Genomic DNA, 22,338 nt, shown 5'->3' with positions numbered 1-22,338 from the left:
CGGATTTCCATAGGGCAGGGTGAACTTTGTCGGATCTGCTTCCGACGACTTCAGCTAATTGGTATTGATGTGGATGGTGCTGCCGCTGATGTTGCCCGTGATTACTGGCGCTTTGGGATCGTTAATCTGAACGCCGGACCCACCATGAACATTCTGGACGTTCTTGCCTGAGTTCTCATCGATACTACTTTTCTCAGCAATGTCGTCCAGCCCCAGATGACTTTGAATATCTACTATGAGACGGTTCACATCATCATCGAAGCGTGGATCGTTGCCAACTTCACAAACCTGATAACGGGTGAGTGGTTGCAATGCCGTTGGCAAGTCAGACGCAGCGGGCATCTTAGCCCCTTGGATTAAAACAGGAATGACAGGGATTTCACGTTTAAGGGCAGCCTCCACTTCAATCCTGACCCAGTCCTCAGGATGATCTAGACGACGAGTGCCATCTGCATTGGTCATCGTTAGCCAGGTCTTACCCATGATCACTAGGAGCAGCTGACACTGACTCACGGCTTCATCGAGTCGCTTAGCAAAGTCAGTCCCACTCAAGATACTACTGGCATCCTTAAAGACCGCATTTTCTCCGAATGCAGCTACTAAGCGATCATAAATTCGCTCTGTTGTTGAGCGGCTGTCGGCTCTGCGATAGGAGATAAAAATCGGCTCTGAGGCTGCTGAATCTGCCATATTCTAGGGAGCATGAAAGAATATCTATCCCTGTTATTACTTGACTTGAGTAGATCCAGCAAGGCGTCTTGATGATTTGTAAGCCTTAAAGCCGGATAAAAAGCCCCTATGAATCACAAGGAATCACAAGGGCTTAGTTAGATATTCTTTCAATAGCTCATGGGAAGCCCATAGAGTTATTGCCTAGAGTATGGCTGAATTAATTGGCTCTGGAGTTGATTAGGCAGGTACTCTTTACCTCTGAGAGGAGGGGGGTATGGGGTTATTGATAACTATGTTGAGTAGTACGGACTGATTGCAGCGTTGCGATCGCACCACTTAAAGCCGATTTATCAGCAGCAACCAGATTAGACTACTCCATTTTCTTGTTGAAAAAATGAGACTGCTCAGCTGCCTAGAGCAGCAACTAGTTACTGGGAAACTCAGTAGTTTCGGCTATTTTAGAGTTGATTCGCAGCAATGGCGCTCGAAAACTAATCAAACTGAACGAGCACATTTTTTATTGGCCATAGTTCCTTTTAGCTGAAAATCTGCTCCTATGTTCTCAGGCATTACAAATCTAGGTCTGCTGTGATGAGAAGATATCTAGAGATACTGGCGTTATTAATCGAAGCCTGAGACCAATGAGGAAAACATCTGATTTAAGGGCTATTAAAAATAGGATTACTGGAGAAAATATACTTAATCTTTTATATAAAGAATTTGGCACCTCAGATAACTCTGGTGAGATTGAAGGCACTATCAATCAGCTTAATACTTTGAAAGGCATTGTGAGTAATTTTGAAGATACTAGAGAAGCATTAATTTATCACTATAAAAAAATATACAGCTCTAGAAAAGCTATATTAATAAACTTACCGTTTACGCTGATTATATTCGGTTCATTCGCATTTGCTTTATTTGTATACCTATTCCAGTCGTCAATCTTCGAGCTATTAGGTTGGATTATTCAAATTGACTTAATAATCAAGACAAATAAAGATCCATCAGAAGTTTTGTTCTTATATAGGCTCGGTACTTTCCTGGAGTATGTCGTTTTACCTATAGTATTGATTGCTCAATTATTACTTATCTTTAAGCCTCTTGGTCGGTTGAAGAGAGGAAAAAATAATAGATTCAAGAATACTTATAAGTATAGAGAAGACATTTCATTATTTCGTAGACGGTATTTCTTGTCTATAAAAATCTTCTTTTGGGTAGTTGGACTACAGGTTTTAATTGGTTCTATTGCTGGACTAACATCTAATAGTGGTGATTTTTTAAGTTGGCTTTTTTCCATTTACTTGATTATTTATGCTGGTATATTATTATTCCTGGGAATTTTGATAGCTTGGTTTAAATTAAATGTTCTGAAAAGACGTGAACCCATAAGTTACATAATTGCATTATTGATTGAAATCATCTGTCTGTTAGAAAATAATGTAACTGGAGATGATTTGAAATTAAGATCTTTTATTGCTAAAAGGATTGATCACATTGCTTCAGTTTTTCAGTATGACATTCCCGTGTCTTTCCCAATAAGTAACTCATATGAGAGGTTCTTTTTTGAAAGTGAAGCTCAGAAAATTGCAAACGGTTTTCGGAGCCTTAAAGTGTGGCTATACATACCGATGGCTGACACACAGGATAGCCTCATAACGAGATTGTCACATAATCTCAAATCAATGATAGAAGGAGATTGGAACTCATTACCTAAATTAGATTCAGTAAACGAAGGCGTATTGGGGCATGTCACTAGAAAACAGCTGGCTATTAGAGAATTAAAAAGATATGGGAATTTATTTTTTAGAGCCGCTATACCAATAGTTATTGTTTACTTAGTTAATTTGACACCTGTTGATCTTACTAGCCAGACTTTCGATTATTTAGTAGCAGGTGCTTTTGTGTTGTCAGCCCTTGTTCTACTTGTGGAGTTAGATCCTAATCTGGGCGATAAACTAGACTTGCTAGGGCTTTGGTGCGTGAATCAGGAAGCTACGGAGCTGTAAGAGCCGGTAAAGTGTAGTTACCACACAAACACGGTACCGATGAAACGCCCGTACAAACTCCGTAACTGGTCTGAGTATAACGCCGCCTTGGTCAAGCGAGGAAGCCTGACGCTATGGCTGAGTGATGAGGTGATTGCAGCATGGGAAAACACTCAAAAGACCGGTAATCCTGGGGCCTCAAAGACATATAGCGATTTAGCCATTCAGACGTTATTAACCTTCAAAGTGATCTATGGGTTCGCCTTGCGTCAAACCATCGGTTTTGCGGGGTCTATCTTTGAACTGATGGGGGTATCCGTGTCCTTACCGGTGCATACCACGTTGTCTCGTCGTCAACAGACCTTAAGCATTGACATTCCGACGAAACCCACCACCGGGGGACGTCATGTGGTGATCGACAGTACGGGCATTAAAGTGTACGGAGAAGGGGAATGGAAAACCCGTCAGCATGGGGTAAGCAAACGTCGCACGTGGCTCAAATTGCATTTGGGTGTTGATGAGAAAACGGGCGAGATACTGGCGGTCGTGGTGACCTCGAACGCCATCAGTGATGGCGAGATATTGCCAGACCTACTGGACCAAGTTCCAGACGAGATTGACCAAGTTAGCGCCGATGGAGCCTACGACCGAACCTATTGCTACGATGCCATTGATGAGCGGGACGCAACGGCTGCGATTCCCCCTCGCAAAGATGCCAAAATTTGGTTTCATGGCAATCGCAAACAGGCCCCGCATCCACGAGATGAAAACTTACGAGCGATTCGCAAACAGGGACGGTCTACCTGGAAAGAAGAGATAAACTATCATCGACGGTCTTTGAGTGAAACCATGATGTATCGACTCAAAACTATGTTCACAGGTGAGGTGTCTGCACGAGGGATTGAAAATCAAACGACAGAATTACTGTTGGAATGTTCTATTCTCAATCAGTTCACCCACTTAGGAATGCCCGATAGCTATCCTATTGAAGCCTAAGATCGATATCCTAGAGGACCGATCTGTCTACCAAAATATTCACGCACCAAAGCCCTTGCTAGAGCAAATTAAGAAACTTATTTCAGGAGACAGGAGATAAATAAACCTTTAGCATTTCCAGAGGTGTAGTGAAGAATATTTATCTAAGTCAGAGTTGCTTTACGTCTTTACGTTTAGGCTCTCTCACTATCAGTTTCTCAATCAAACCTTGCTCAATAAACTTCTTAGCTTCAGCATAATGCTTTCCCTTCATGTCCAGCTGATGAGTAACAAATGAGCTGTGAACTTTATCCCTCTCAGTAGCCTCAAGTATGGCCTGTAAGAGCGAGATATTCAGCACTGTTAGACTTTTTCCCTTTGTCCACCAGGGGACTGAACTGTATTTGTATTAACTACCTTAATTGACTGAACTTAAGCCAAAGGCAAAACCAGGCTTTACTGCTCCTGTAGTCCATCTGGTGATGGCCCCGCATCAGCCCATAGACAGGCCATTCCTATTAATAGGGAGCACGAAACTCCTGTTATTCCATTGATTTCTAGTTTACGAAATGGTATTTCGTTCCTTTATGAGTTACTGGATGATGGTGGCTGCACTTGCTCGATAGGGATACCCAGCTTCTCGGTTAGCTCGATGACGTTGGTAGTGAAGTCAGCAAAGTTGGTGCGATCACCAGAGGTGGTGGGTCCGGAGATAGTGGTGAGTCCGCTGGCTGGATCGGTGGTGAGTAGGAGTGAGATCTCAGCCAGCCTTTTCAACTGACGATTGATACAGTTCTGCTCGAGCTAATCTTGAGGCATCACAAGCATTATAGACAGCTCTTACTCCCAGACTAATGGCGGGCATGTTTACTTCAGACATGGAGCAACTTTAGCTATAAATTGAATAGTTACAGTGTGAGAGTATTTCTTGAGCCATGACAGGATTTGAACCTTTAATGGGAGCCGCCACAGCAGGATTAGCTAGCTTAATATCTAGCTTGGTTCAGGAAAAAGGAGGCGATGTCCTCAGAAAACTCGATTTAGACATTACAAGAAATATTTCCTACAGGAAAGCCTTAGACGACTACGTAGAGCGGTACATTCGACGCTATGCAACTCTTAAAGTTGCATGCATACGAATGAATAGCCCGATTAAGCTAGATGAAATTTACACAAACGTCAAATTACTTAGCCGTTCAGACAGAACATACTATGCAAATGCAAAAAGCCTTGAACGGAAATATCGCAACAGTGGCAAACGCAACTTAAACACTTCTAGAAACCCAAAGAAAGTTGGCATCCAAGTGGCAAATGAGAACAAATATCTGATGGTTTTGGGAGGACCTGGAGTTGGGAAATCCACTTTTCTGAGGAAGGTTAGCCTAGAAGCACTAAAATCTTTAGGAAGATATACTTCCTCTACACAACTTTCCATTAAGAGAACATCTGATGAAAATTTGAAATATGAGTACCCTCTGATTCCTGTAATGATTGAGTTGAGGCTGCTTGATCAAAAAGGCTTCGACCTTGAAATACAAATTTCTAATGAATTACAATGCTGCGGCTTTTCCCACTCGGAAGAGTTAACAAAATTATTCCTTCAAAATGGCAAGCTTCTTATCTTGTTGGATGGGTTAGACGAAGTTCCTAACACTCATTTAAGCGATGTTATCAAAGAAATTGAAAATCTTATAAACCGTTATCCTAAAAATCGTTTAATTACTTCATGTCGAATAGCTGCCTATAACTTCGGCGGGTTTAAAGATTTTATAGATGTAACTATGGCAGAGTTTGATGATGACCAAATTAAATGCTTTATAGAAAACTGGTTTTCTAGGGATGAAGATACTAAAGTAAAAACAGCTAAACAATGCTGGAAATTACTCCAAAGAAAAAACTATCAAGCCTCAAAAGAACTAGCCCAAACACCACTACTATTGACCTTGCTTTGTGTAGTTTACGATGAGTATCAAGATTTCCCTAAAAGGCGTCATGCTCTATATGGTGAAGCTTTAGATGTTTTATTAAGGAAATGGGCTGCAGAAAAGCGATTACAGCATAATCCAATTTATCGAGAACTGAGTATTGAATTAGAACTTGAATTGTTATCCGAAATAGCTTATACAAGCTTTGTAGACAATCGGCTATTCTTTCCAAAAGATATTCTTCTAGAGCAAATCCGGGAATTTTTAGTTGACAGTCTTGGTGCTCCTAAATATTTAGATGCAGAAGAAGTTTTGCAAGCTATTGAGATACAGCAAGGGATACTAGTTGAAAGAGCGAGAGATATCTACTCATTTTCTCATCTTACTTTTCAAGAGTATCTGACTGCCAAATTTATTACTGACAATGGGAAAACTGAAACTTTAGTAAAATATCATGCAACAGATAAGCGCTGGCGAGAAGTTATCCTTTTGGTAGTAGGGTTACTTCCCGGCAAAAACGGCGCAGAAGGGCTGTATTTATCCTTAGAAAAGGCAATTCTTTCTAAATACGATTCAACCAGAATGAATGAAGTATGGGGCTTCTTCCAATCAATTCAGTATCTCGAAGATGCCATACAGGATATAGAGAAGCAATCCAATGTGAATTATCGATCAAATGTAAAGAATCAAAATCAAGCCTACGCAAAAATGAAACCTTTAGGGCTTGGCAACAAGCTTGACATATTGCTGAAACTCTCAAGCAATGAATGCGATATAGGACTAGAAAGAGGTGTGGAGCATAGGTTTCATGAGGCCACCGAGGCCATCGAAAAATTGCGTATATTTTATCAAGAGAGGATATATTTCTACGGCTATCACAGGCAATTAGAAGAAATAAGGAAATGCACTACAGCTATCGAAGAGATGATCATCAATTTGCCAACCCCAACACAAACTATATTTCTAATTATTTTCGATTATTTTGACAACTTCATAAGTGATTGCGAAAGTGGGAGGATTTTAGTATGGTTTGACGACCAGAGAGCCGATCTGGTTTGGCGAAATTTAGTTCAATTAACAATTACCTTTTGGTCTGACATCTTTCATACAATAGAGAAATTGTACTCACGAGATCGAGAGGCGGATAGACTGCATGAGTACTTGACTCGTGAATACTTGAGTGTTGTTGAACTAATACTCAGATCTCGAGAAGCTTCTCCAAGAATATCAACCTATGCATGGGAAAAATTCCTATCACGCCTCCCTTGTGAACTGATAGCTTTTCTCTCTGAGGCTCCACAAGATGAAGTTTAGGTAGTTTTATAAAGGGGTAAGGATGGATTGTAGCCGACATTCCGCAGGTTGACGTTAGAGTTTCAAGTAGTCCTTAAAGAGTAAGGATGTCGGTTTGATCTCTTACATAAAGTTCGTACTACGGATTTCAGTGGAGCTGATATCCGCCCCTGACAAATCCTTGCCCTTAAAATTCTGCCCCCTGAGACTAACCCCTTTGAAGTCCCGTCTACCCGCCTCATACAGTCGCAGCACCTCAGCGGCTTTCATACTCTAAACTCCACGCACCCCATCACTCAAACCAAGCAGTAGCAGTAATACATTTTTAACCCATCAAACCCCTTTGGTGCGACTCCAGATAGGATTCTGGGCTGTTTATCGAGCAATAACTTGGCAATCCAGCTGGGAACCTTGAAATTCTTGGTTTTCCTGTTACTGGTGGATTCAGGGGTGCTAGAGATAGGAGAGGAAGCAGGATCGCTCTTGGTTCTGATGTATTACGACCACAAAAGCCGTTGAAAATACCGAAAAAAATATAGAGGACTACACACGGCTGAAAGTGTCAGAACTACACACGGCTGAAAGTGTCAGAACTACACACGGATGAAAGTGTCAGAACTACATCGACGAAACCCCGCCCACCCTATCTGTGTGAAGGGTAGCCCTTTTTAATCAGAGGGGGGTGGGGCAAGGGCTGTGGGCAGAGGCTAACAGAGGATAGGAAGGGCTAGCAGGAGGGTAGCTGGATTTGCCGGTTAGATCGATAGGGATGCTTAGGTGCTTGGTCAGCTCGATGATGTTGTTGATAAAGGCGGGGAGATTGCTAGAGGTGGTGTAGCTGAGCCTTCTTATTACCCCTGAATGATGGCCATGGCCAATAGCGAGGGTAGTTGAGATCGCTTAGCTTTTGGGACTTTGGTTGCCACCTTACGCCGCCACACCTCCCTCAAACAATTTCAGCACCCGCTCACTCCACTTAAGATGCTGATAACTAGTCGTATCCCCATACTGCCCAGTGGCCATAGTCATCATTGAGTAGGGCTTACCCGCCTGAGTTGGCAGATATTTTGGTTCACCTTTGGGTGGATTTTGGTATCTATCGGCTTGGGACCGCTCATCATCCCCCATCACCGAATACCCCCTTGAATCAAGCTCATTTGAGGTCGACCACTTTCGGCTAGCTTGATGAGGCTGATGGCTAACCGAAAGTTTTCTGCGATCGCAATAAACTGTGAGAGGGAATCAACCTCGATGCCAGGCAAATCCAATAACTTGATAACACCTTTGAACTGCATGAAGCGAACTTGAAATATTTCTGGTGTTTCTGGAGAGCCTGCAAATGCGCCCCATTCAAATTGGCATCGTTTAGGGTGGCCTCACTTAAGTTGGCTCCACGCAGAATAGCCTCATACAGATCGGCCTCATGTAAATCGAACTTATGTAAGTTAGCTTCACGTAAGTTAGCTCGTTGCAAATTAGGCACAACTGCAGGATTCTTTTTTCTCCAATCATTCCAGACCTCTACTCCCTGCTGTAGCCGTTCTAAGTGCTCTGCATTAGCCACACCACAACCCTCATCTCAGCAACTCAGCTGCCTCTCGAAACCTTTCACTTTCCTCCAACAACAATCCGCAAAATTTCCAACGCTGGCCGTCCCTCGGCAATCAGCACCACCGACGGTAGCTCATCAATCTGAATATCGGTGGGGTTAATCATTTGACCATTCAGTTTTAGTTCTTTCTTGAGTCCGAGTAACATTCTTGGACTCCATTATTTACGAGCCAATTTTTCAGCTTCAATCAATTCATCGAGCGTGCATTCGTATGCCGCCATTAGCTTCTTAAACCCAGCAGCAGTCATCCGGGGAACGCTGCGCAATTGATCCCAGTTATGAACTGTAGAGACAGCCACGCCCATCTCTACAGCAATTTCTTCTGGTCGTTTGCCGACTCTTTGCCTTAATTCTTTCATGTTCATATCAATAGGATACATGAACACGATAACACAACTAATTAGTACCATCTACTTGACAAGTACTAATTAGTTAGTATTAAATAGATATAGCAAAAGCGATTACTTCACCGTCCAAAGTTCAGTAATCGCTTCGCTGACCCCAAACCATTAGCAATTTGGAGCCATGCAAACTTTAACTCATAAACCTTCCTCCTCCTCCTCCTCACAACCCCTAGAATTCCGTCAAACCCACGACACCCAATACGTTATCTATCTCAACGATCTCAATCTGGGTGCGATCGCATTCAATATCACTGCCGATCGCTGGGAATACCGTCCATTCTCCCGTCCTGTAAAAGCAACCGGCACACTGGAGCAATGCAAAGATGCGGCACTGCTGGACCTGGCCCCTGAAGCGCTGCACCATCATAAGTACCTCGACAGCACTCTCGCCTCACTGCCTCACCGATTTCACATCGAACATGATCCCGCGCTAGGGTATCGAGCCCACTTCACACTCCTTACCCCTACCCCTGCGCCTGGTCCTGATGGCGCTACCCAATCCGTGGCTTACTCCACCTACTTCCCCACGGCGGATGAAGCCCTCAATGCCCACCGGGACGCCTACATTGATGATGTAATTGCGTATCAAGCATTCAGAGCGTTGCTTGCTCTATCCGAGCGGTTTGATGGCGATGCGGTGATCAACGCGTTTGAGCTTCTGAAGCAGATAAACCCCTATGAGGATTACTATCTGGACGCTGCAGCCGGTCGAGTGCCACCCGTCTCAGCGCTTTGATCTCTGCGTTGTAATTGCTGCGTTATGGGGTATCGGTCAAGCTATCGGCGATTCCCCTGCATCTACCTATTCCTTTCTCTAAGTCATTCCCTTCACTGACGATCACGAACACCCATCATGACACCCGCTACACCTGTAAATCCCAGCCCTGAAGCTCCTCCTAGCATCAACATCCCGATCAGTTCTGCTAATCCTAATTCCCAGCTAAAAGCACTCATCATGGCTCTAGTCCACAGTTATGGACTCACATCTGTTCTTGAAGCGCTGAGTGAAGGAATGTTTGGACATTTCGATAACACTTTAGAAGAGAACGATATCTCTACCCCGATCCTAGAAGCGCTGGGCACGGCTCATACAGTCTCAAAATACGTGATGAAAGACCAGGGATAAGAATCGTTCTGAGGATAACTCTTATCACGATAAGAGTTATCCATGCCTTCTCTCTACAGGCTGAGATTCAAAGAGCAATCGATCCTATACCCCCCTCGTTCCTACTATCTCGAAGCCTAAGCCTCCAGTCTTAAGCCTAAGCGTACTAGCACTCTCCAACCACTGGCTAGCACCATCCCCACAAAAAAAAATTTTGACCCTGAAACCCGTCTTGGTAAAGCCCATGAAATCAACTAATCCGACTCCTTCCCCATCTCCCATCTCTACTCTCACGCTTGAGCCTGATCCCGCTTGGCAAGAATTCTCGCTCGAATGTTTCAAACGAAGCCTACCGGATTGGCTTCAGAACATGATCGATCAAGACTATTTCCATATTCGTACCGAGATCGATCATGAGGCGAGATCCTTTGTCTTCGTAGGCAACAAATACTTTTGTGCTGCGATCTCAGCCAGTATCGAAGCGTTTGGGCTCGCCTATCCAGATTGGGAGATCTCAACCTCCTGTATCCAGGGAGAGAATCAACGTAGTCATGACTATGGCGATTAGTAAGCAAGAAAAAGATCAAGGAGGTGTCACTGGAGAACCAACGTAGTCATGACTATGGTGATTAGCAAACAAAGAGAAAATGGGAAGAACAGGGAGAACGGGGAGAACGGGGAGAAAGAGATCGCCGCCATCGCTGCCATGCAGGACCTGATCGCGAAATTCGGGTTTGCTCATGCGATCAATGCCCTGGACCAGTGTATTCAAGGGAGTCCTGAGATCAGGCAATGGCATTTTGATGGATTTAGCCCACTGCTCGAAATGGTGGCCGAGCATGAAGACGTGCAGAAGGAAATCGCAGTGCTGGGGTATCTGTTGGATGCGGATGGGGATGGGGAGAAGGAGGGGGACTTCTGAGCATCACTTAAGTTTTAAGTTTATGCCATGAGAACACAAATCCAGATCCATGTCTTACAATCGTCATATATGACAGTTGTAAGAGTGCTTGGTTATCCCCTAGCACTCCTCAGGAGACGCCTATGGCTAATGGACAATACGACATAACGGCAACCCAAGAGTTGCTGATGAGCATCATTGAATGCCGCCAGATGTATGGGCTTGAGATCGCTAGCTCGATTGAGAAGGCGACAGATGGCCAGAAAAAAATTCCCGTGGGCTCCCTATATCCCATCCTCAAACGCCTTGAAAAGAAAGGCTTGCTCCAGTCCGAATATGGCGAATCTGCCCCTGAGCGTGGGGGTGCTCGTAGACGGTACTACAGTTTGACTGGCTTAGGGCGTAGTGTTCTTGAGGAGACTCGCTCTATCCGTGACTCTGTGGCCACCTGGCAGCCTACATTTCGAGGGGGGTAGGAGATGAACCAAGTTCCTGATGAAATTATTGAGTCCTTACGAGGCGTCACTAGATTAGGCGAAGCAGAGCTGGTTGAGGCAATTCGAGTATTGCAGCTGAAGGAGGCTACAGTGACTGACAGCCCTGAGTCAAAAGGTGGTGTTGGACTGATAGCGGTAGCCATTGCCATACAAAAGGTTAGCTTGCGTCTCAAAAAGGTTAGCTTGCGTCCCATTTGGTCCCTACGCTGGGTAGCCAAACCCGTGGGTTATCTTCTCCCTCGTGATGACAGAGAAGAGTGGCTAGGAGATTTAGAAGAGATTCATCATCTGATGCTGGTTGAGGAAACGTACCCGGCATGGATCATTAATCTAGTCATCGCGACAAAAACCTTACTGCTGGTCTGGACTGCGGTTGAAGTCCATATCGTGAATCTGTTTAGCCGGAACTCGGGGGCATAGAGCACTTACCCCTAGCCGCCAAAGCCATAGCCTCAAAATCACTCCTAATCCTTAGCCACCAAAGACGCTTTCAAATCCCGAACCAGGCGTTCGAAGCTCCTCTGATAGGCATCATGATCTTTCCAGCGAGAAAAGTCACCAATATTACGAGTGTTCTTGATCAACCTCGTCCAGCCATCACCCGAGTCCATCACAGCGTCATCCAGCCGAACTGGAAACAGAACAATTTGATTATCCTTTTCTCTTTCTTTCTCTAAGGCCGTTTCAACTTCCTGCTCAACCCATTGGCTGTTGACTGAGTTCTCTGAGAGAATCAACAGCAACTTATCGTAGCGACGAATGGCTTCATCAATGCCAACGCGGATCTTAGCTCCAATGGGCAGGTCTTCTGGAGCATACCAACAGCGTACACCTTTGTTTTGGAGGTCGGCATAGAGTCTTTGGGCGAATTCCTCGTCTTTGCTGGAATAGCTGATGAAACAGGAGTAGAACTGAAGCGGTTGATTGAACAGCGACGGGATGTAGTCGATGTAGGTATCAGGCAGGCCGACTCCACGGAGGAAGGTGATGGGGAGTTGGCCGGATTGGGCTAGTGTGCGATGGTCAATGATGCTAGGACCATAGTGACGGCATGTTTCTAAGCCCTTGACATTGCTTAAATTGAGATTGCCTAGAACAGTATTGTTGAGTTCGGTTTCACTGAGGTTGGCATCACTGAGCTTGGCACCACTAAGGTTAGCAGCAACGAGGTAGGCACCACCGAGGTCGGCACCACGGAGCTTGGCATTGAAGAAATACGCACCACTAAAATCGGCACCAATAAGGTTCGCACCATGGAGCTTGGCACCACTAAGGTCGGCATCACGGAGTTCAGTATCATGGAGGTCAATACCATTGAGGTCGGTACGACTGAGGTCGGCATCACGGAGATCAGGAATAATGTCATCATTTTCCCCACGCCAACGATTCCAAACTTTAACCCCCTGCTTCAGTATCTTCAGATGCTCTTCATTGGCCACACTGCTTCCCCCTTCTCTAACTCACTCGCCCCAGCCACTATAGCGAACCAACATCTTAGCCCTGCCTATTTGCGTTAAGGCTGAATGATCAGCTAATTCCCGTTATCCCCTCATCATCCAGCCATCATTCCCGCCATCCCCTCATCATTCACCAGCCACCCAACCCCCAGAAAAAAAGTCCCAAGAACGGTCCCCCAGAAAAAAAAAGTCCCAAGAACGGCCCCAGAAAAAAGTCCCAAGAACGGTCCCCCAGAAAAAAAAAGTCCTAAGAACACCTCGGAAATCCCGAGCAAGTCGCCCAGAAAAAGTCCAATCGCCCAGTGCGATCGCACCCAGTAGAGCAAACCTACCTGCCGACCACGGGGGAGGTGGTGGGAGGTAGGCCTAGGGGCTTGGCGGTGGCGATTGGTGATCACGCTTGCTATGGGTAACACAGGTCAGGGCAGTGGTATCGGAGTCACCCTGAGGGCATGAGCCTAGATGTAAGTGTCTGAGTGCACATCTCAGAGTATCCGCATTGAAAAGTGCATATTCAAACCGAGTTATCCATATGGTTAGGGCGATATTTATCTTCCTGCTATCTATCTTTCATAAAGATTCGCAAGACCATGCAAGCTCTCCCATGAAGCTCCCACTAATCAATCATTTTTGTGGTTAAGATATCAATTGCCACTTGTTCCTGGATTGCAATAGGGTGAGACTGTGCGTGAGTGTTACAACGTTACTTCAGTACATCGTCTGCGGATACCAACAATCAATGATGGCCTTCGCGATTTCAAGCGTCTTTTCCGGCAATGGCAAGCAGTTCAAGAGCATCTTCCATCATTGGTAATGCTTGATTTTTCGGGATGTAGGTTTTTAAGGCCAAACGCAATAGCTTTCCTGGGTGGCATGGCTCGAAGTTTAGAGCTGAAGGGGATTTGCGTTGATATAGACCTTGAAAGTATTCAGGATGACGTCAGAAGGACCCTTGACCGAAATGATTTTTTAACTTCTTTTGGTGAAGAACCATACCCTTGGGGTGGCAATTCAGTTCCCTATCGTCAATACTCTTACAAGGAACTTGACTCTATCCCTGAATACCTAGAAGGTAAGTGGCTGGGGAGAGGGTGGCTAAAGATAAGCAATCATTATAAAGAAGAAATTATCAGCAATACGCTTGAGATATATCAAAATGCCTTTGAGCACAGCGATTCACAGATAGGGGTCGTTACATGCGGGCAGCAGTTCCCAAACATGGAGCTTTTGAAACTAACTGTGATTGATTTTGGGGTAGGTGTTCCAGAAAACGTTCGTAATTTCCTAAATCGTCCAAATATGCCCTCTGAAGATGCGCTTCAGTGGGCTTTCGAAAAAGGGCACTCCACCCGAAAAGGATTTTCAGGTGGAGATGGATTGAGTATTCTCAAAAGCTTCGTGATGGACAAGCAAGGTAAAATTGAGATATACAGTCACGATGGATACGCAATTTTTAGTGAAGATAGTGAAGACTATCGAGTAATTGACAGCTATTTTGAGGGGACGCTAGTTAATATAACCGTGAAGTGTGATACAAAAATTTGCATCTAAATTTAGATTTAGCTACCCTTGTTAGTACATACGTTCTAGGAGAGTGGGGCCATGAGCATTCGTGTTTATGAAATTACAGGTGAAAATGCAATGACTCGCGAGGCAGGCGAGAAGCTTTACGCTGCTATTCATCCACTACTTTTAGGCGATCAGGAAGTGGCGTTAGATTTCTCAGACGTCAAACGGCACCTAACCGTATTTTTTAATTTTGCAATCGGCCAGCTTTACCGAGACATTAGTCCTGATAAGGTCAAAGCTATTCAGGTTTCTAACTTAAGTCCTGTCGGGGTGAACACATTGAATCAGGTTCACAGTACAGCACAGCAATATTACTCAGATGAAACCTATCAACAGGCCGTTAACAGCATGGTGGAAGAGCAATCTATCTGCTTGTAATGGCTGCTATTAATCTTGCAATTCAAGCAGACATTATCGATATCAGAAATGATTCCCCACGAGCTGGGGATATTTTTTGGGTCGATACTAATGTTTGGTACTGGTTGACTTACACCAACGCTAGTATTGCTGGTACAGCTCAGCCGTATCAGATAAACAACTATCCACCATACATTGCAGCTGCTGTGCAGGCTGGCGCACAATTATGTTGCTCAGGCTTAACATTAGCTGAGCTATCGAGTCGTATTGAGAGGTCTGAATCGAAGCTGGCTGGGTATGACTATCGTGGCGGCCTAAAGGAATATCGGCACAACGACTCAGCAGGGCGTTCAAGCGTTGTCACTTTAGTTGAAAACTGTTGGGAGCAAATAACGGATTCTTTTAGTAGGTTAGAAAATCTGTCAATCGACTCTGCAACTGCTGCTCAAGCCTTGACTCAATTTGGGACTAGTAAAGTTGATGGATATGATTTATTCATCATCGAGAATATGATGCAACATGGCATCACTAAAATCATCACTGATGACGGTGATTACTCAACTGTTCCGGGAATAGAGGTTTTTACTGCTAACGGAAACGTTGTTAGGACAGCGAGAAGGCAAAGACGTTTGATTACTAGACGATCCAGCCAGTCACAATGAGTACAACCCCAATGCTCCCTGAGGGTGAGTCTGGGTGAAATGAATTGCTGAATGGCAAAGCCTGTGACATCCATCAGAGGCTTTCTGCAAGTATGGGGAGTTTTACCTATGATCAAGCCAAAAAAGCAGAATAAAAAGAACGAGCACCGCGTCCGGGATGATTTCTCACCCTTCCTTATTCATCTGACACGTGACTATGAGAAAGGTAAGGATGCGCGTTCAAATCTTCATTCAATCTTGAAAGCAAAGTGTATCAAGGCGAGAAACCCACATTGCCTTTTTGGCCCAAAGATCAAAAAGACTGAATTCCCAAGGGGTCTAAGAACAAAATTTAACACCGTTTGCCTGACAGAAACTCCCCTAAATCAACTAAAGTTTTTGACTCGTGACATCAAAGGCCGCAACATTAATTTGCAACCTTATGGTGTAGTTTTCTGGAAAGATCACTTACTCGCAAGGGGTGCAAATCCAGCTTTATACATAAATTCTCAAGCTGGCAAAGTACGCGATTTTCTTCTCAGTGAATTTGACCGACACTTTGACAATCAAAAATCATATAGATCGTTTTGTAAAGGTTATGGCAGAGAGGCCGCTGACTCCATTATTCGCTACTATTCGCTTGTCAATTTAATGAGCGATACAATTGACTTCTCATGGGAACGTGAATGGCGATATCAAGGCAATCTTAAATTTGAAATGAATGAACTTTTCGCCGTCATCGTTCCTAATGTCGCCATATTCCGCAGAAGAGGCAAGAGAGTTTTCGACGATTCTCTTTGGAAAGAAATAGAAAGGACTCCTATAATTTCCTTGGAATGGAGCTATGAAGAGTTGTTAGCAGAGTTAGCATGTCATCTTTGGAATAACTTTGGTGAAGAGTAGTTGATTAACCAACGAAAGCCTACCTGAATGCATATCCAAGTGAGCTTTCAACACTCACCCCAGCCCCCAACCCTCAACCAATACACCGAGCCGTCACAGCCGTCATCCCTCCAGGCATCCCCACCCCACCCCATCTATGCCCCAACAGTCTCCTCCCAAAAGTCTCCCTATCTCCGCAGCAGTCCTCCCCGCTTTCTGCAAATTCGTAGCAAAGCTCCTACGAAAGCTATGGGTTGAAATCCTTTCCAGCTCAGGATCAGCCTCAACCACGATGATGATGATGATCCGATCGGACTGAATCGTAGAGATATCCAGACTGAGTACTTCAGAGATTCGAGAGTTGGTCAAGTATGCGATCGCAAACACGATGGATCGCGATCTCAAACACGATAGACAGAGTTCATAGATCACATAAGACTTGCGTGTGCCAATTCAGAGCGCCCACCTTAGCGATCGGAGTAGACAGCAGTAGGCCAGAAAAAATCTTCAACATCGCTGAAAGTGCTGAAAACTCTGAAAACCTCCTAAATATCCAGCGCGCGCTCCATAGCATCTAACCTTTGCTCGATGGCCATGAACCGCTGTTCAATAGTTGGATTCTGTAAGCTGTGGCCCAAAAACACGGTTGCGGCTTCAATCAAAAAATCAGCTTGGCTAATACTCTGCTCCTGGCAATAGTCTTTGATTGCTTGGTGTAAATCCTCAGGAATGCGGGCGCTGAAACTACTAGTGGCCATGCTGCTTACTAAATACTTACAGCTATCTTACAGCGCTAGATAATCACCACTGCTTTGCCCAGCTGCTATGTGGGAGTACTGCATCGTGGTGTTAGCGTCTGCGTGGCCTAGCGTTTTCTGAATCAAGGCAACGGGAGCGCCTTTATGTGTCGCATGAGTGGCATGGGCATGCCTTAGCCAGTGAGGAGAAACATTGCGATCTATGCCTGCCTGGTCTTTAGCTCTGGTAACCACCCGGTTAACCTGAACCCTAGTTAGATGCCTGCCGGTGCGACTCGCAAACACCGGAGCCGAGCTGCCAGAGTCCCCCTTTAACGGCTTCAGTTTGCCCCATACGTCAGCACTCACCGAAACAGATCTAACCTTACCTCCTTTACCCTGAACAGTAACGGTAGCCCGACCATCTGAGAGTTCAACCCAACTATCCCAGGTCATCGAGCAAAGTTCACTGACCCTGACCCCGGTGGCATAGAGGATTAATAAAATCAGCTGATCCCTTAGAGCACCGCGATAGCCATGCACCATTCGCAGCGTATCGCTTTCAGACAAGATCCTTTTGTGTAGCGTGGCCTCGGCTGGCTTTAATGCAAACGCCTTCCCACAGTCCACCGCAAGCACTCCGATCCGATGACCGAAAGCCAATAACGACTTAACAGCCATCAACTTTTTGCGAATCGTATTCCAAGCCAACCCGCGATTGCACAGGGCTGACTTATACCCATGCAAATCTTCTAAGGTCACCAACTGCAAACCACGATTATCGATATAGGCAAGAAACCACTCAACATCACGCCGATATGTTTTCTGAGTGCTTGCCGATTTTCCATTCAGCCAAAGGTCGATCAATTTCCAGGTGTCCTCACTATTGACTAACTTTAGCCGTGAGACTTTTTCAACCCTATCTAAGGTTGAAAATCCTGAAGCCTCACCTGAGACCAAATTATCCATAGGAGTGAAGGATACAAAACCGGAGTTCTGCATACAGTCTTATCACACAATACTTACATATGTAAGTAGAATGGATGTAGAAATTGTTAGGAAAAATGAATAGGACGTTAATGGACTACCCGAGTACGCGAAACTCGGAGTATGTTGACTTTGTTGTTGAAAGCTACAGCAAGCCTTTACAGCTGTCGCTAAACCTTGAATATAAAAAAGAAAAAGGATTTATCTATGCAGTAAGAGCAAAAGAACAGCCTATTTGCAAGATAGGACACACCTACAAGGGAAATAGTCGGGTTCGCTGTATTAAGGATTGGATGTTCAAAAAAACTGGTTCGCAAGGTATTGTCTGTGCCTTTAGCCCCGGAACTATCCAAGAAGAGCAATCATTGCATAAAAGGTTTGCCTACCTCAGATATGCGGCCCGGTGTTCTGTGGAGTCACCAACAGAATGGTACCAATTGAGTGGAGAGGTGTTGGATTGGGTGAAACGACACTCAGTTTAACTTTGAGAGTGGCAATCTAATCTAAAAACTATCATCTTGGATTAAGACTAAAATCTTTTGCCAAGCGCAACAGTGACAAGAGAAAAACGCTACAGAAGAAGGCCGGGGGCGGAACATACAACTCGAAAACCGATATTGATGTTGCGGTCGACAAGTTTATTGCTGTTGCGACGAGCGGAGCGGCAACTCACTGGAGTGTCCGCCCAAGATCCGCCGCGTAGTACTCGATAAGATAAGTAACCACCTTCTACCCAAGCACTGCCATCATAAGGGGCTCCGTCATAGTTATTATGCCAGTTGTCTAAACACCACTCCCAGACATTGCCGTGCGTATCATAAAGACCAAAAGCATTGGGAGGATACATTCCTACAAGAGTTGTTTGACTGAGCAAATTTTCACCACAATGAGCGTGTTCTTTTGTAAGGTTATCTCCAAAATAATATTGAGTCAGAGTTCCAGCTCGGCAGGCATACTCCCATTCAGCTTCACTAGGTAAGCGATAAGTCTTTTCTGTATGCCTGGATAAACGCTTACAAAATTCAACCGTGCTAAACCAACTCACACGCTCAACCGGGAGATCGTCTCCTTTGAATCTGGAAGGATGTGGTTTTATAGATCTGTCTACATCTGGTAGGAGAGACACCGCATACCATTGACGTTGGGTAATTGGATACTTACTCATGTAGAACGTTGGCACAGCGACTTTATGCTGTGGGCCTTCGTTCTCTTTTCGATCAGCTTCATCCTTGGGAGATCCCATCCAGAAAATTCCTCCAGGAATTTGCACCATATCCAGATACGCACCACTCCCCAGTTCCTGACGGAAATACTGAGCACTTCTTTGTTTTCGGCTAGTGATAGAACCCTCGTTATTTACCTTGACAGTTTCAAAGGTGAAGGTCTGAAGCTTAGGATTTGAGGTTGCGATCGCATTTGGGAAATGCAGCTCAATCGACTTCACCAGTCGCTCGAATTCCCCGTCTTGAAACAGATCCACCCATTGATAATCGGCTAAGTTTATTCCATATTCTTCTTGACGTAACTCAGGTACTTGGCAGTCATTTAAGCGAACCGGAATTAGATAGATTTTCCCCGTTGGCATATCCCCCATTTTCTGAAGAGCCATCCTGAACTCACGCTGGATATAGCCTTGCTTAGCTACTGATTTTTTGGATAGACAGGCAATGAAAACGCCACTCTCTCGGATTGCCTTAGGAATTTCGGCTCGCCAATTCTGGCCTGGAAGTAAGTCAACCTTATCCAACCAGGGGTGAAAACCTCGTTCCTTAAGGCGTTGATATAAATGAGTGACGGCTTCCTTGTCCTCTGAGGCATAAGCCAAAAAGATGCGGATCATCAGTTAAGATTGGGCTATCAGTTTCAAACAAAGCCAGAAAGCGGCTCTAACTTGGCGGTTGGGGGTCGCTTTCTGGATCTATAACCCATTAAAACTGGTTTTTCTTTGTGTATGACAGGAAGCATGACGCTTGCCTTAATACTGGAGTGACAGGAGTAACTGACGTAGTACACTTGCATGCTTGATGGAGGCTACAAAGCTACATCAGTGCCTCACAGAAAAAGCCAGCCAAAGCCCAAAACCAGCCAGCTAGCAGCTATCCTATAGCCAAGTCACAGTCATCTTCCCAAAGTCAGCCATGTGGGAAAGTGCCATTGGCGGTAGGGAGTTGCGATCTGCGGTTAGGGGATGACGCCTATCATCCGCTGCACAAGCTTTTGCTTTGCGTCACACCGATCCACTTTCAGCGTGCCGCAAAGTGGATCGGTGTGTAAGGTGTTTCTCCCGAATGTATTGTTGGAGTAGCAGGATTTTCAGTAAGTGAAACACCTTGCAAGCATGGCAATCTCACTATGAGGTTTTTAGCCAAAAATGACACCGACTATAGTACCAACAGCAGTTCCGACTGCGGCACCAGCCACAGTTCCAACTCCAGGTATAACGCTACCAAGTGCAGCACCAGCGGTACCGCCAGCGGTCGCAAAAGCGGCAATTGTTTCCTCATCAGCCGGGACAATCTTCACTTCTGTGGTGCTATCACGCTTAGTAACCTGTATGGCTTTCATCAAGGGGAGTTCAGGATGCTGTGGGGAGCTTGAACCTGGCGCAGATCGCCCTGAAAGATTAGGAGCAATTAATGTTGACACTCTTGCTGAGAACTCAAAAGTGTCATCTGTCTCATGTAGACCCGTACCAGTTTGGAGACTAAATTGCTGGTAATTTGAGGCAGCACTGAGGATATGTACTTCTGTTCTGTTTGTTCCAGTATTTGACTTCTTAATTGCGACAATATCTCTATTTGGTGCCACTTCAAACTCAAATGTTTCATCTGTTTCATGAAGTGCTGTACCAGTTTGGAGACTAAATTGCTGGTAATTTGAGGCAGCACTGAGGATATGTACTTCTGTTCTGTTTGTTCCAGTATTTGACTTCTTAATTGCAAATAAATCCCCATTAGCGCCAATTGCGAAGGTAAAAGTGTCATCTGTCTCATGTAGACCCGTACCAGTTTGGAGACTAAATTGCTGGTAATTTGAGGCAGCACTGAGGATATGTACTTCTGTTCTGTTTGTTCCAGTATTTGACTTCTTAATTGCGACAATATCTCTATTTGGTGCCACTTCAAACTCAAATGTTTCATCTGTTTCATGAAGTGCTGTTTTTCCTTGATGCAGAAAAGTTCGATAGGCTGTTGCTGCAGATAGCACATGTATCTCTGTGGATCCTGTGCCAGTTCCTGATTTTTTTATAGCAAATAAGTCACCGTTTTGAGCAACTGCGAATGCAAAGGTACTATTAGTTTCGTGAAGTACTGTACCTATCTGAACAGAAAATTCTTGGTAGCCTGACGAAGCTGATAATACGTGCAACTCTGTAGTTTTTGTACCAGTTCCTGATTTCTTTATGCAAAACAAATCCATAAATCTATACCCTCAAAGCTAAATGGAAGAAACTCGATGAAGAACTTAGTAGCCTAACGATTGAAGTTAAGCTGAAAACGCTGCTTCACTAGCGTCATCAGTCTAAGCAGCGCTTTCGTCTTCAATGGGCAGTCAAGTTGTAGCAGAGATAACTCTCTTCTAGAGCTCCTAAGCCCTAATAAATAGCGGGTATATTGACCTTTTATAGGTAGGATTTTTACCCGCTGTAGATTTAACTCATTAGTAGAGAGAAGCTTTCTGCATCGTTCAAAACATTGAAGACACTATGGTCCTCCATATTTCAAAACCGGATAGATGCACACATCAATCAATATCGATATCAATATGGTTGGTTGTAACCCTAAATCAGGGCAATGAGTTTCACAAAGGTTTTGCCAGGTCTTCAAAAAGCTAATTGAATGTGAGCGGTGTACAAATTAATCATCTAAGCAGTGCATATATTCTTGATCTCATCCGTAGAAAAATTAACCAACACTCTATGTGGGAATGGATCAGATCCATGCGTATCGACGATCATCAATGTACATACGAACCAGCAGCCCACATCGCGAAGAAGTTACCCAAGGACATGTTGAGCTTCTTGGATCGGAATTTTCAGGGTGGCAGAGGTGAGCACTAGAGGTGAGTGGGGAACTGCGTGGGCAGGATAAGGATATGGCGGCGTCAGGGCTAAGCCAGTTACTCTAGAGCCAAACCATCTTCCTGAGACCAGTCATGTGGGAAAGTGCCATCGGCGGTATTGCGATCGGCGGTCGCACCTGTGGAAAGTTTTAATCATCTGTGGAAAACCGTTGGCAACCTTAGCAACCTTGGCGTGCTGCTGGTGGTCTACTGCCGGTATTCGGATTCCATCATCCTTTTCCTCAAAGGGCGTCCACTAATACCGACCCCCTTATTC

At 44.8% G+C, this 22,338-nt stretch carries 28 protein-coding genes and 1 pseudogene; 14 read left to right on the top strand and 15 right to left on the bottom strand.

What is annotated here, in order from left to right; translation table 11 throughout:
- Positions 1-54: 54 nt before the first annotated feature.
- A complete protein-coding gene (locus U2F10_RS23970) occupies positions 55-690 on the bottom strand; it encodes a toll/interleukin-1 receptor domain-containing protein (protein WP_499873457.1) in 636 nt (211 codons plus the stop codon).
- A gap of 623 nt (positions 691-1,313) precedes the next feature.
- On the opposite strand from U2F10_RS23970, the gene U2F10_RS23965 reads away from it, so the two are divergent.
- Together U2F10_RS23965 and U2F10_RS23960 are read left to right on the top strand one after the other, a co-directional pair.
- The gene (locus U2F10_RS23965; RefSeq protein WP_499873456.1) at positions 1,314-2,678 is read left to right on the top strand and encodes a hypothetical protein; all 1,365 of its coding nucleotides are present in this window, start codon (positions 1,314-1,316) and stop codon (positions 2,676-2,678) included.
- A gap of 39 nt (positions 2,679-2,717) precedes the next feature.
- A complete protein-coding gene (locus U2F10_RS23960) occupies positions 2,718-3,653 on the top strand; it encodes an IS5 family transposase (protein WP_499873455.1) in 936 nt (311 codons plus the stop codon).
- A 564-nt stretch (positions 3,654-4,217) separates the two neighbouring features.
- Here U2F10_RS23960 and U2F10_RS23955 read toward each other — a convergent pair.
- Positions 4,218-4,409, bottom strand: coding sequence for a hypothetical protein (locus U2F10_RS23955; RefSeq protein ID WP_499873454.1), 192 nt, complete (start codon positions 4,407-4,409; stop codon positions 4,218-4,220).
- 158 nt (positions 4,410-4,567) lie between these two features.
- Here U2F10_RS23955 and U2F10_RS23950 point away from each other — a divergent pair, with 158 nt between their 5' ends.
- Positions 4,568-6,871: an NACHT domain-containing protein gene (locus tag U2F10_RS23950; RefSeq protein ID WP_499873453.1), complete on the top strand. Its 2,304-nt coding sequence runs from the start codon at positions 4,568-4,570 to the stop codon at positions 6,869-6,871.
- A gap of 102 nt (positions 6,872-6,973) precedes the next feature.
- Here U2F10_RS23950 and U2F10_RS23945 read toward each other — a convergent pair whose 3' ends face one another.
- The 6 genes and pseudogenes from U2F10_RS23945 to U2F10_RS23920 all read right to left on the bottom strand — a co-directional run bounded on the left by U2F10_RS23945 (position 6,974) and on the right by U2F10_RS23920 (position 8,842).
- Positions 6,974-7,120: a pentapeptide repeat-containing protein gene (locus tag U2F10_RS23945; protein ID WP_499873452.1), complete on the bottom strand. Its 147-nt coding sequence runs from the start codon at positions 7,118-7,120 to the stop codon at positions 6,974-6,976.
- A 657-nt stretch (positions 7,121-7,777) separates the two neighbouring features.
- Entirely contained in the window at positions 7,778-7,978 is a 201-nt protein-coding gene (locus tag U2F10_RS23940; RefSeq protein WP_499873451.1) for a hypothetical protein, read from the bottom strand.
- A complete protein-coding gene (locus U2F10_RS23935; RefSeq protein WP_499873559.1) occupies positions 7,978-8,145 on the bottom strand; it encodes a hypothetical protein in 168 nt (55 codons plus the stop codon). Before U2F10_RS23935 ends, U2F10_RS23940 begins: the two co-directional genes overlap by 1 nt.
- Positions 8,146-8,198: 53 nt before the next feature.
- Positions 8,199-8,333: pseudogene (locus tag U2F10_RS23930) on the bottom strand (pentapeptide repeat-containing protein); the annotation flags it as partial.
- Between the two features lie 125 nt (positions 8,334-8,458).
- Positions 8,459-8,608, bottom strand: a complete 150-nt coding sequence (locus tag U2F10_RS23925) for a hypothetical protein (RefSeq protein ID WP_499873450.1) — start codon at positions 8,606-8,608, stop codon at positions 8,459-8,461.
- A gap of 12 nt (positions 8,609-8,620) precedes the next feature.
- A complete protein-coding gene (locus U2F10_RS23920) occupies positions 8,621-8,842 on the bottom strand; it encodes a helix-turn-helix domain-containing protein (protein ID WP_499873449.1) in 222 nt (73 codons plus the stop codon).
- Between the two features lie 145 nt (positions 8,843-8,987).
- Between U2F10_RS23920 and U2F10_RS23915 the strand changes: the two genes are divergently transcribed.
- Entirely contained in the window at positions 8,988-9,602 is a 615-nt protein-coding gene (locus U2F10_RS23915; protein WP_499873448.1) for a hypothetical protein, read from the top strand.
- Positions 9,603-9,694: 92 nt separating this feature from the next.
- On the opposite strand, the gene U2F10_RS23910 is transcribed toward U2F10_RS23915, so the two are convergent.
- Positions 9,695-9,823 (bottom strand): hypothetical protein, encoded by a 129-nt coding sequence (locus U2F10_RS23910; protein ID WP_499873447.1) that lies wholly within the window; start codon positions 9,821-9,823, stop codon positions 9,695-9,697.
- On the opposite strand from U2F10_RS23910, the gene U2F10_RS23905 reads away from it, so the two are divergent.
- The 5 genes from U2F10_RS23905 (at position 9,822) to U2F10_RS23885 (ending at position 11,789) form a co-directional block, all read left to right on the top strand.
- A complete protein-coding gene (locus tag U2F10_RS23905) occupies positions 9,822-9,992 on the top strand; it encodes a hypothetical protein (RefSeq protein WP_499873446.1) in 171 nt (56 codons plus the stop codon). The two genes, U2F10_RS23910 and U2F10_RS23905, sit on opposite strands and share 2 nt — an antisense overlap.
- Positions 9,993-10,215: 223 nt before the next feature.
- Complete coding sequence (locus U2F10_RS23900) at positions 10,216-10,539, top strand: hypothetical protein (protein WP_499873445.1); 324 nt, start codon at positions 10,216-10,218, stop codon at positions 10,537-10,539.
- A 48-nt stretch (positions 10,540-10,587) separates the two neighbouring features.
- Positions 10,588-10,893, top strand: coding sequence for a hypothetical protein (locus U2F10_RS23895; RefSeq protein ID WP_499873444.1), 306 nt, complete (start codon positions 10,588-10,590; stop codon positions 10,891-10,893).
- Positions 10,894-11,015: 122 nt separating this feature from the next.
- Entirely contained in the window at positions 11,016-11,348 is a 333-nt protein-coding gene (locus U2F10_RS23890; protein ID WP_499873443.1) for a PadR family transcriptional regulator, read from the top strand.
- A 3-nt stretch (positions 11,349-11,351) separates the two neighbouring features.
- Entirely contained in the window at positions 11,352-11,789 is a 438-nt protein-coding gene (locus U2F10_RS23885) for a hypothetical protein (RefSeq protein ID WP_499873442.1), read from the top strand.
- 44 nt (positions 11,790-11,833) lie between these two features.
- Here U2F10_RS23885 and U2F10_RS23880 read toward each other — a convergent pair whose 3' ends face one another.
- On the bottom strand, positions 11,834-12,808 hold the full coding sequence (locus U2F10_RS23880; RefSeq protein ID WP_499873441.1) for a toll/interleukin-1 receptor domain-containing protein: 975 nt from the start codon (positions 12,806-12,808) through the stop codon (positions 11,834-11,836).
- A gap of 702 nt (positions 12,809-13,510) precedes the next feature.
- Between U2F10_RS23880 and U2F10_RS23875 the strand changes: the two genes are divergently transcribed.
- Genes U2F10_RS23875 through U2F10_RS23860 form a run of 4 tightly spaced genes read left to right on the top strand, consistent with a single transcriptional unit; the run spans position 13,511 to position 16,296 of the window.
- Complete coding sequence (locus tag U2F10_RS23875) at positions 13,511-14,377, top strand: ATP-binding protein (RefSeq protein ID WP_499873440.1); 867 nt, start codon at positions 13,511-13,513, stop codon at positions 14,375-14,377.
- A gap of 51 nt (positions 14,378-14,428) precedes the next feature.
- Entirely contained in the window at positions 14,429-14,773 is a 345-nt protein-coding gene (locus U2F10_RS23870; RefSeq protein WP_499873439.1) for an STAS-like domain-containing protein, read from the top strand.
- Complete coding sequence (locus U2F10_RS23865; protein WP_499873438.1) at positions 14,773-15,414, top strand: type II toxin-antitoxin system VapC family toxin; 642 nt, start codon at positions 14,773-14,775, stop codon at positions 15,412-15,414. Before U2F10_RS23870 ends, U2F10_RS23865 begins: the two co-directional genes overlap by 1 nt.
- 51 nt (positions 15,415-15,465) lie before the next feature.
- The gene (locus U2F10_RS23860; RefSeq protein ID WP_499873437.1) at positions 15,466-16,296 is read left to right on the top strand and encodes a hypothetical protein; all 831 of its coding nucleotides are present in this window, start codon (positions 15,466-15,468) and stop codon (positions 16,294-16,296) included.
- 102 nt (positions 16,297-16,398) lie between these two features.
- On the opposite strand, the gene U2F10_RS23855 is transcribed toward U2F10_RS23860, so the two are convergent.
- From U2F10_RS23855 to U2F10_RS23845, 3 genes are all read right to left on the bottom strand, one after another.
- Entirely contained in the window at positions 16,399-16,680 is a 282-nt protein-coding gene (locus tag U2F10_RS23855) for a hypothetical protein (protein ID WP_499873436.1), read from the bottom strand.
- Positions 16,681-16,820: 140 nt separating this feature from the next.
- Entirely contained in the window at positions 16,821-17,033 is a 213-nt protein-coding gene (locus U2F10_RS23850; protein WP_499873435.1) for a hypothetical protein, read from the bottom strand.
- A gap of 27 nt (positions 17,034-17,060) precedes the next feature.
- Complete coding sequence (locus tag U2F10_RS23845) at positions 17,061-17,981, bottom strand: tyrosine-type recombinase/integrase (protein ID WP_499873434.1); 921 nt, start codon at positions 17,979-17,981, stop codon at positions 17,061-17,063.
- A 95-nt stretch (positions 17,982-18,076) separates the two neighbouring features.
- Here U2F10_RS23845 and U2F10_RS23840 point away from each other — a divergent pair, with 95 nt between their 5' ends.
- On the top strand, positions 18,077-18,481 hold the full coding sequence (locus tag U2F10_RS23840; protein WP_499873433.1) for a GIY-YIG nuclease family protein: 405 nt from the start codon (positions 18,077-18,079) through the stop codon (positions 18,479-18,481).
- Between the two features lie 89 nt (positions 18,482-18,570).
- On the opposite strand, the gene U2F10_RS23835 is transcribed toward U2F10_RS23840, so the two are convergent.
- Both U2F10_RS23835 and U2F10_RS23830 read right to left on the bottom strand, forming a co-directional pair.
- On the bottom strand, positions 18,571-19,839 hold the full coding sequence (locus U2F10_RS23835; protein WP_499873432.1) for an SUMF1/EgtB/PvdO family nonheme iron enzyme: 1,269 nt from the start codon (positions 19,837-19,839) through the stop codon (positions 18,571-18,573).
- A 521-nt stretch (positions 19,840-20,360) separates the two neighbouring features.
- Positions 20,361-21,419 carry a hypothetical protein gene (locus tag U2F10_RS23830; protein ID WP_499873431.1) on the bottom strand — a complete coding sequence of 353 codons (1,059 nt, stop codon included), beginning with the start codon at positions 21,417-21,419 and terminating at the stop codon, positions 20,361-20,363.
- Positions 21,420-22,338 lie beyond the last annotated feature (919 nt).

The organism is Leptothoe sp. EHU-05/26/07-4, from assembly GCF_043421015.1.
Lineage (GTDB): Bacteria > Cyanobacteriota > Cyanobacteriia > Phormidesmidales > Phormidesmidaceae > Leptothoe > Leptothoe turfae.
The sequence above is the reverse complement of the archived record's forward strand: the minus strand, read 5'-3'. Positions and strand labels throughout refer to the sequence as shown.

Excerpts from the sequence above, each read along its gene's own strand:
- U2F10_RS23970 (WP_499873457.1), bottom strand. The coding sequence starts at position 690 with ATGGCAGATTCAGCAGCCTCAGAGCCGATTTTTATCTCCTATCGCAGA.
- U2F10_RS23965 (WP_499873456.1), top strand. The coding sequence starts at position 1,314 with ATGAGGAAAACATCTGATTTAAGGGCTATTAAAAATAGGATTACTGGA.
- U2F10_RS23960 (WP_499873455.1), top strand. The coding sequence starts at position 2,718 with ATGAAACGCCCGTACAAACTCCGTAACTGGTCTGAGTATAACGCCGCC.
- U2F10_RS23950 (WP_499873453.1), top strand. The coding sequence starts at position 4,568 with ATGACAGGATTTGAACCTTTAATGGGAGCCGCCACAGCAGGATTAGCT.
- U2F10_RS23945 (WP_499873452.1), bottom strand. The coding sequence starts at position 7,120 with ATGAAAGCCGCTGAGGTGCTGCGACTGTATGAGGCGGGTAGACGGGAC.
- U2F10_RS23940 (WP_499873451.1), bottom strand. The coding sequence starts at position 7,978 with ATGGGGGATGATGAGCGGTCCCAAGCCGATAGATACCAAAATCCACCC.
- U2F10_RS23935 (WP_499873559.1), bottom strand. The coding sequence starts at position 8,145 with ATGCAGTTCAAAGGTGTTATCAAGTTATTGGATTTGCCTGGCATCGAG.
- U2F10_RS23925 (WP_499873450.1), bottom strand. The coding sequence starts at position 8,608 with ATGTTACTCGGACTCAAGAAAGAACTAAAACTGAATGGTCAAATGATT.
- U2F10_RS23920 (WP_499873449.1), bottom strand. The coding sequence starts at position 8,842 with ATGTATCCTATTGATATGAACATGAAAGAATTAAGGCAAAGAGTCGGC.
- U2F10_RS23915 (WP_499873448.1), top strand. The coding sequence starts at position 8,988 with ATGCAAACTTTAACTCATAAACCTTCCTCCTCCTCCTCCTCACAACCC.
- U2F10_RS23905 (WP_499873446.1), top strand. The coding sequence starts at position 9,822 with ATGGCTCTAGTCCACAGTTATGGACTCACATCTGTTCTTGAAGCGCTG.
- U2F10_RS23910 (WP_499873447.1), bottom strand. The coding sequence starts at position 9,823 with ATGATGAGTGCTTTTAGCTGGGAATTAGGATTAGCAGAACTGATCGGG.
- U2F10_RS23900 (WP_499873445.1), top strand. The coding sequence starts at position 10,216 with ATGAAATCAACTAATCCGACTCCTTCCCCATCTCCCATCTCTACTCTC.
- U2F10_RS23895 (WP_499873444.1), top strand. The coding sequence starts at position 10,588 with ATGACTATGGTGATTAGCAAACAAAGAGAAAATGGGAAGAACAGGGAG.
- U2F10_RS23890 (WP_499873443.1), top strand. The coding sequence starts at position 11,016 with ATGGCTAATGGACAATACGACATAACGGCAACCCAAGAGTTGCTGATG.
- U2F10_RS23885 (WP_499873442.1), top strand. The coding sequence starts at position 11,352 with ATGAACCAAGTTCCTGATGAAATTATTGAGTCCTTACGAGGCGTCACT.
- U2F10_RS23870 (WP_499873439.1), top strand. The coding sequence starts at position 14,429 with ATGAGCATTCGTGTTTATGAAATTACAGGTGAAAATGCAATGACTCGC.
- U2F10_RS23865 (WP_499873438.1), top strand. The coding sequence starts at position 14,773 with ATGGCTGCTATTAATCTTGCAATTCAAGCAGACATTATCGATATCAGA.
- U2F10_RS23860 (WP_499873437.1), top strand. The coding sequence starts at position 15,466 with ATGGCAAAGCCTGTGACATCCATCAGAGGCTTTCTGCAAGTATGGGGA.
- U2F10_RS23850 (WP_499873435.1), bottom strand. The coding sequence starts at position 17,033 with ATGGCCACTAGTAGTTTCAGCGCCCGCATTCCTGAGGATTTACACCAA.
- U2F10_RS23845 (WP_499873434.1), bottom strand. The coding sequence starts at position 17,981 with ATGGATAATTTGGTCTCAGGTGAGGCTTCAGGATTTTCAACCTTAGAT.
- U2F10_RS23840 (WP_499873433.1), top strand. The coding sequence starts at position 18,077 with ATGAATAGGACGTTAATGGACTACCCGAGTACGCGAAACTCGGAGTAT.
- U2F10_RS23835 (WP_499873432.1), bottom strand. The coding sequence starts at position 19,839 with ATGATCCGCATCTTTTTGGCTTATGCCTCAGAGGACAAGGAAGCCGTC.
- U2F10_RS23830 (WP_499873431.1), bottom strand. The coding sequence starts at position 21,419 with ATGGATTTGTTTTGCATAAAGAAATCAGGAACTGGTACAAAAACTACA.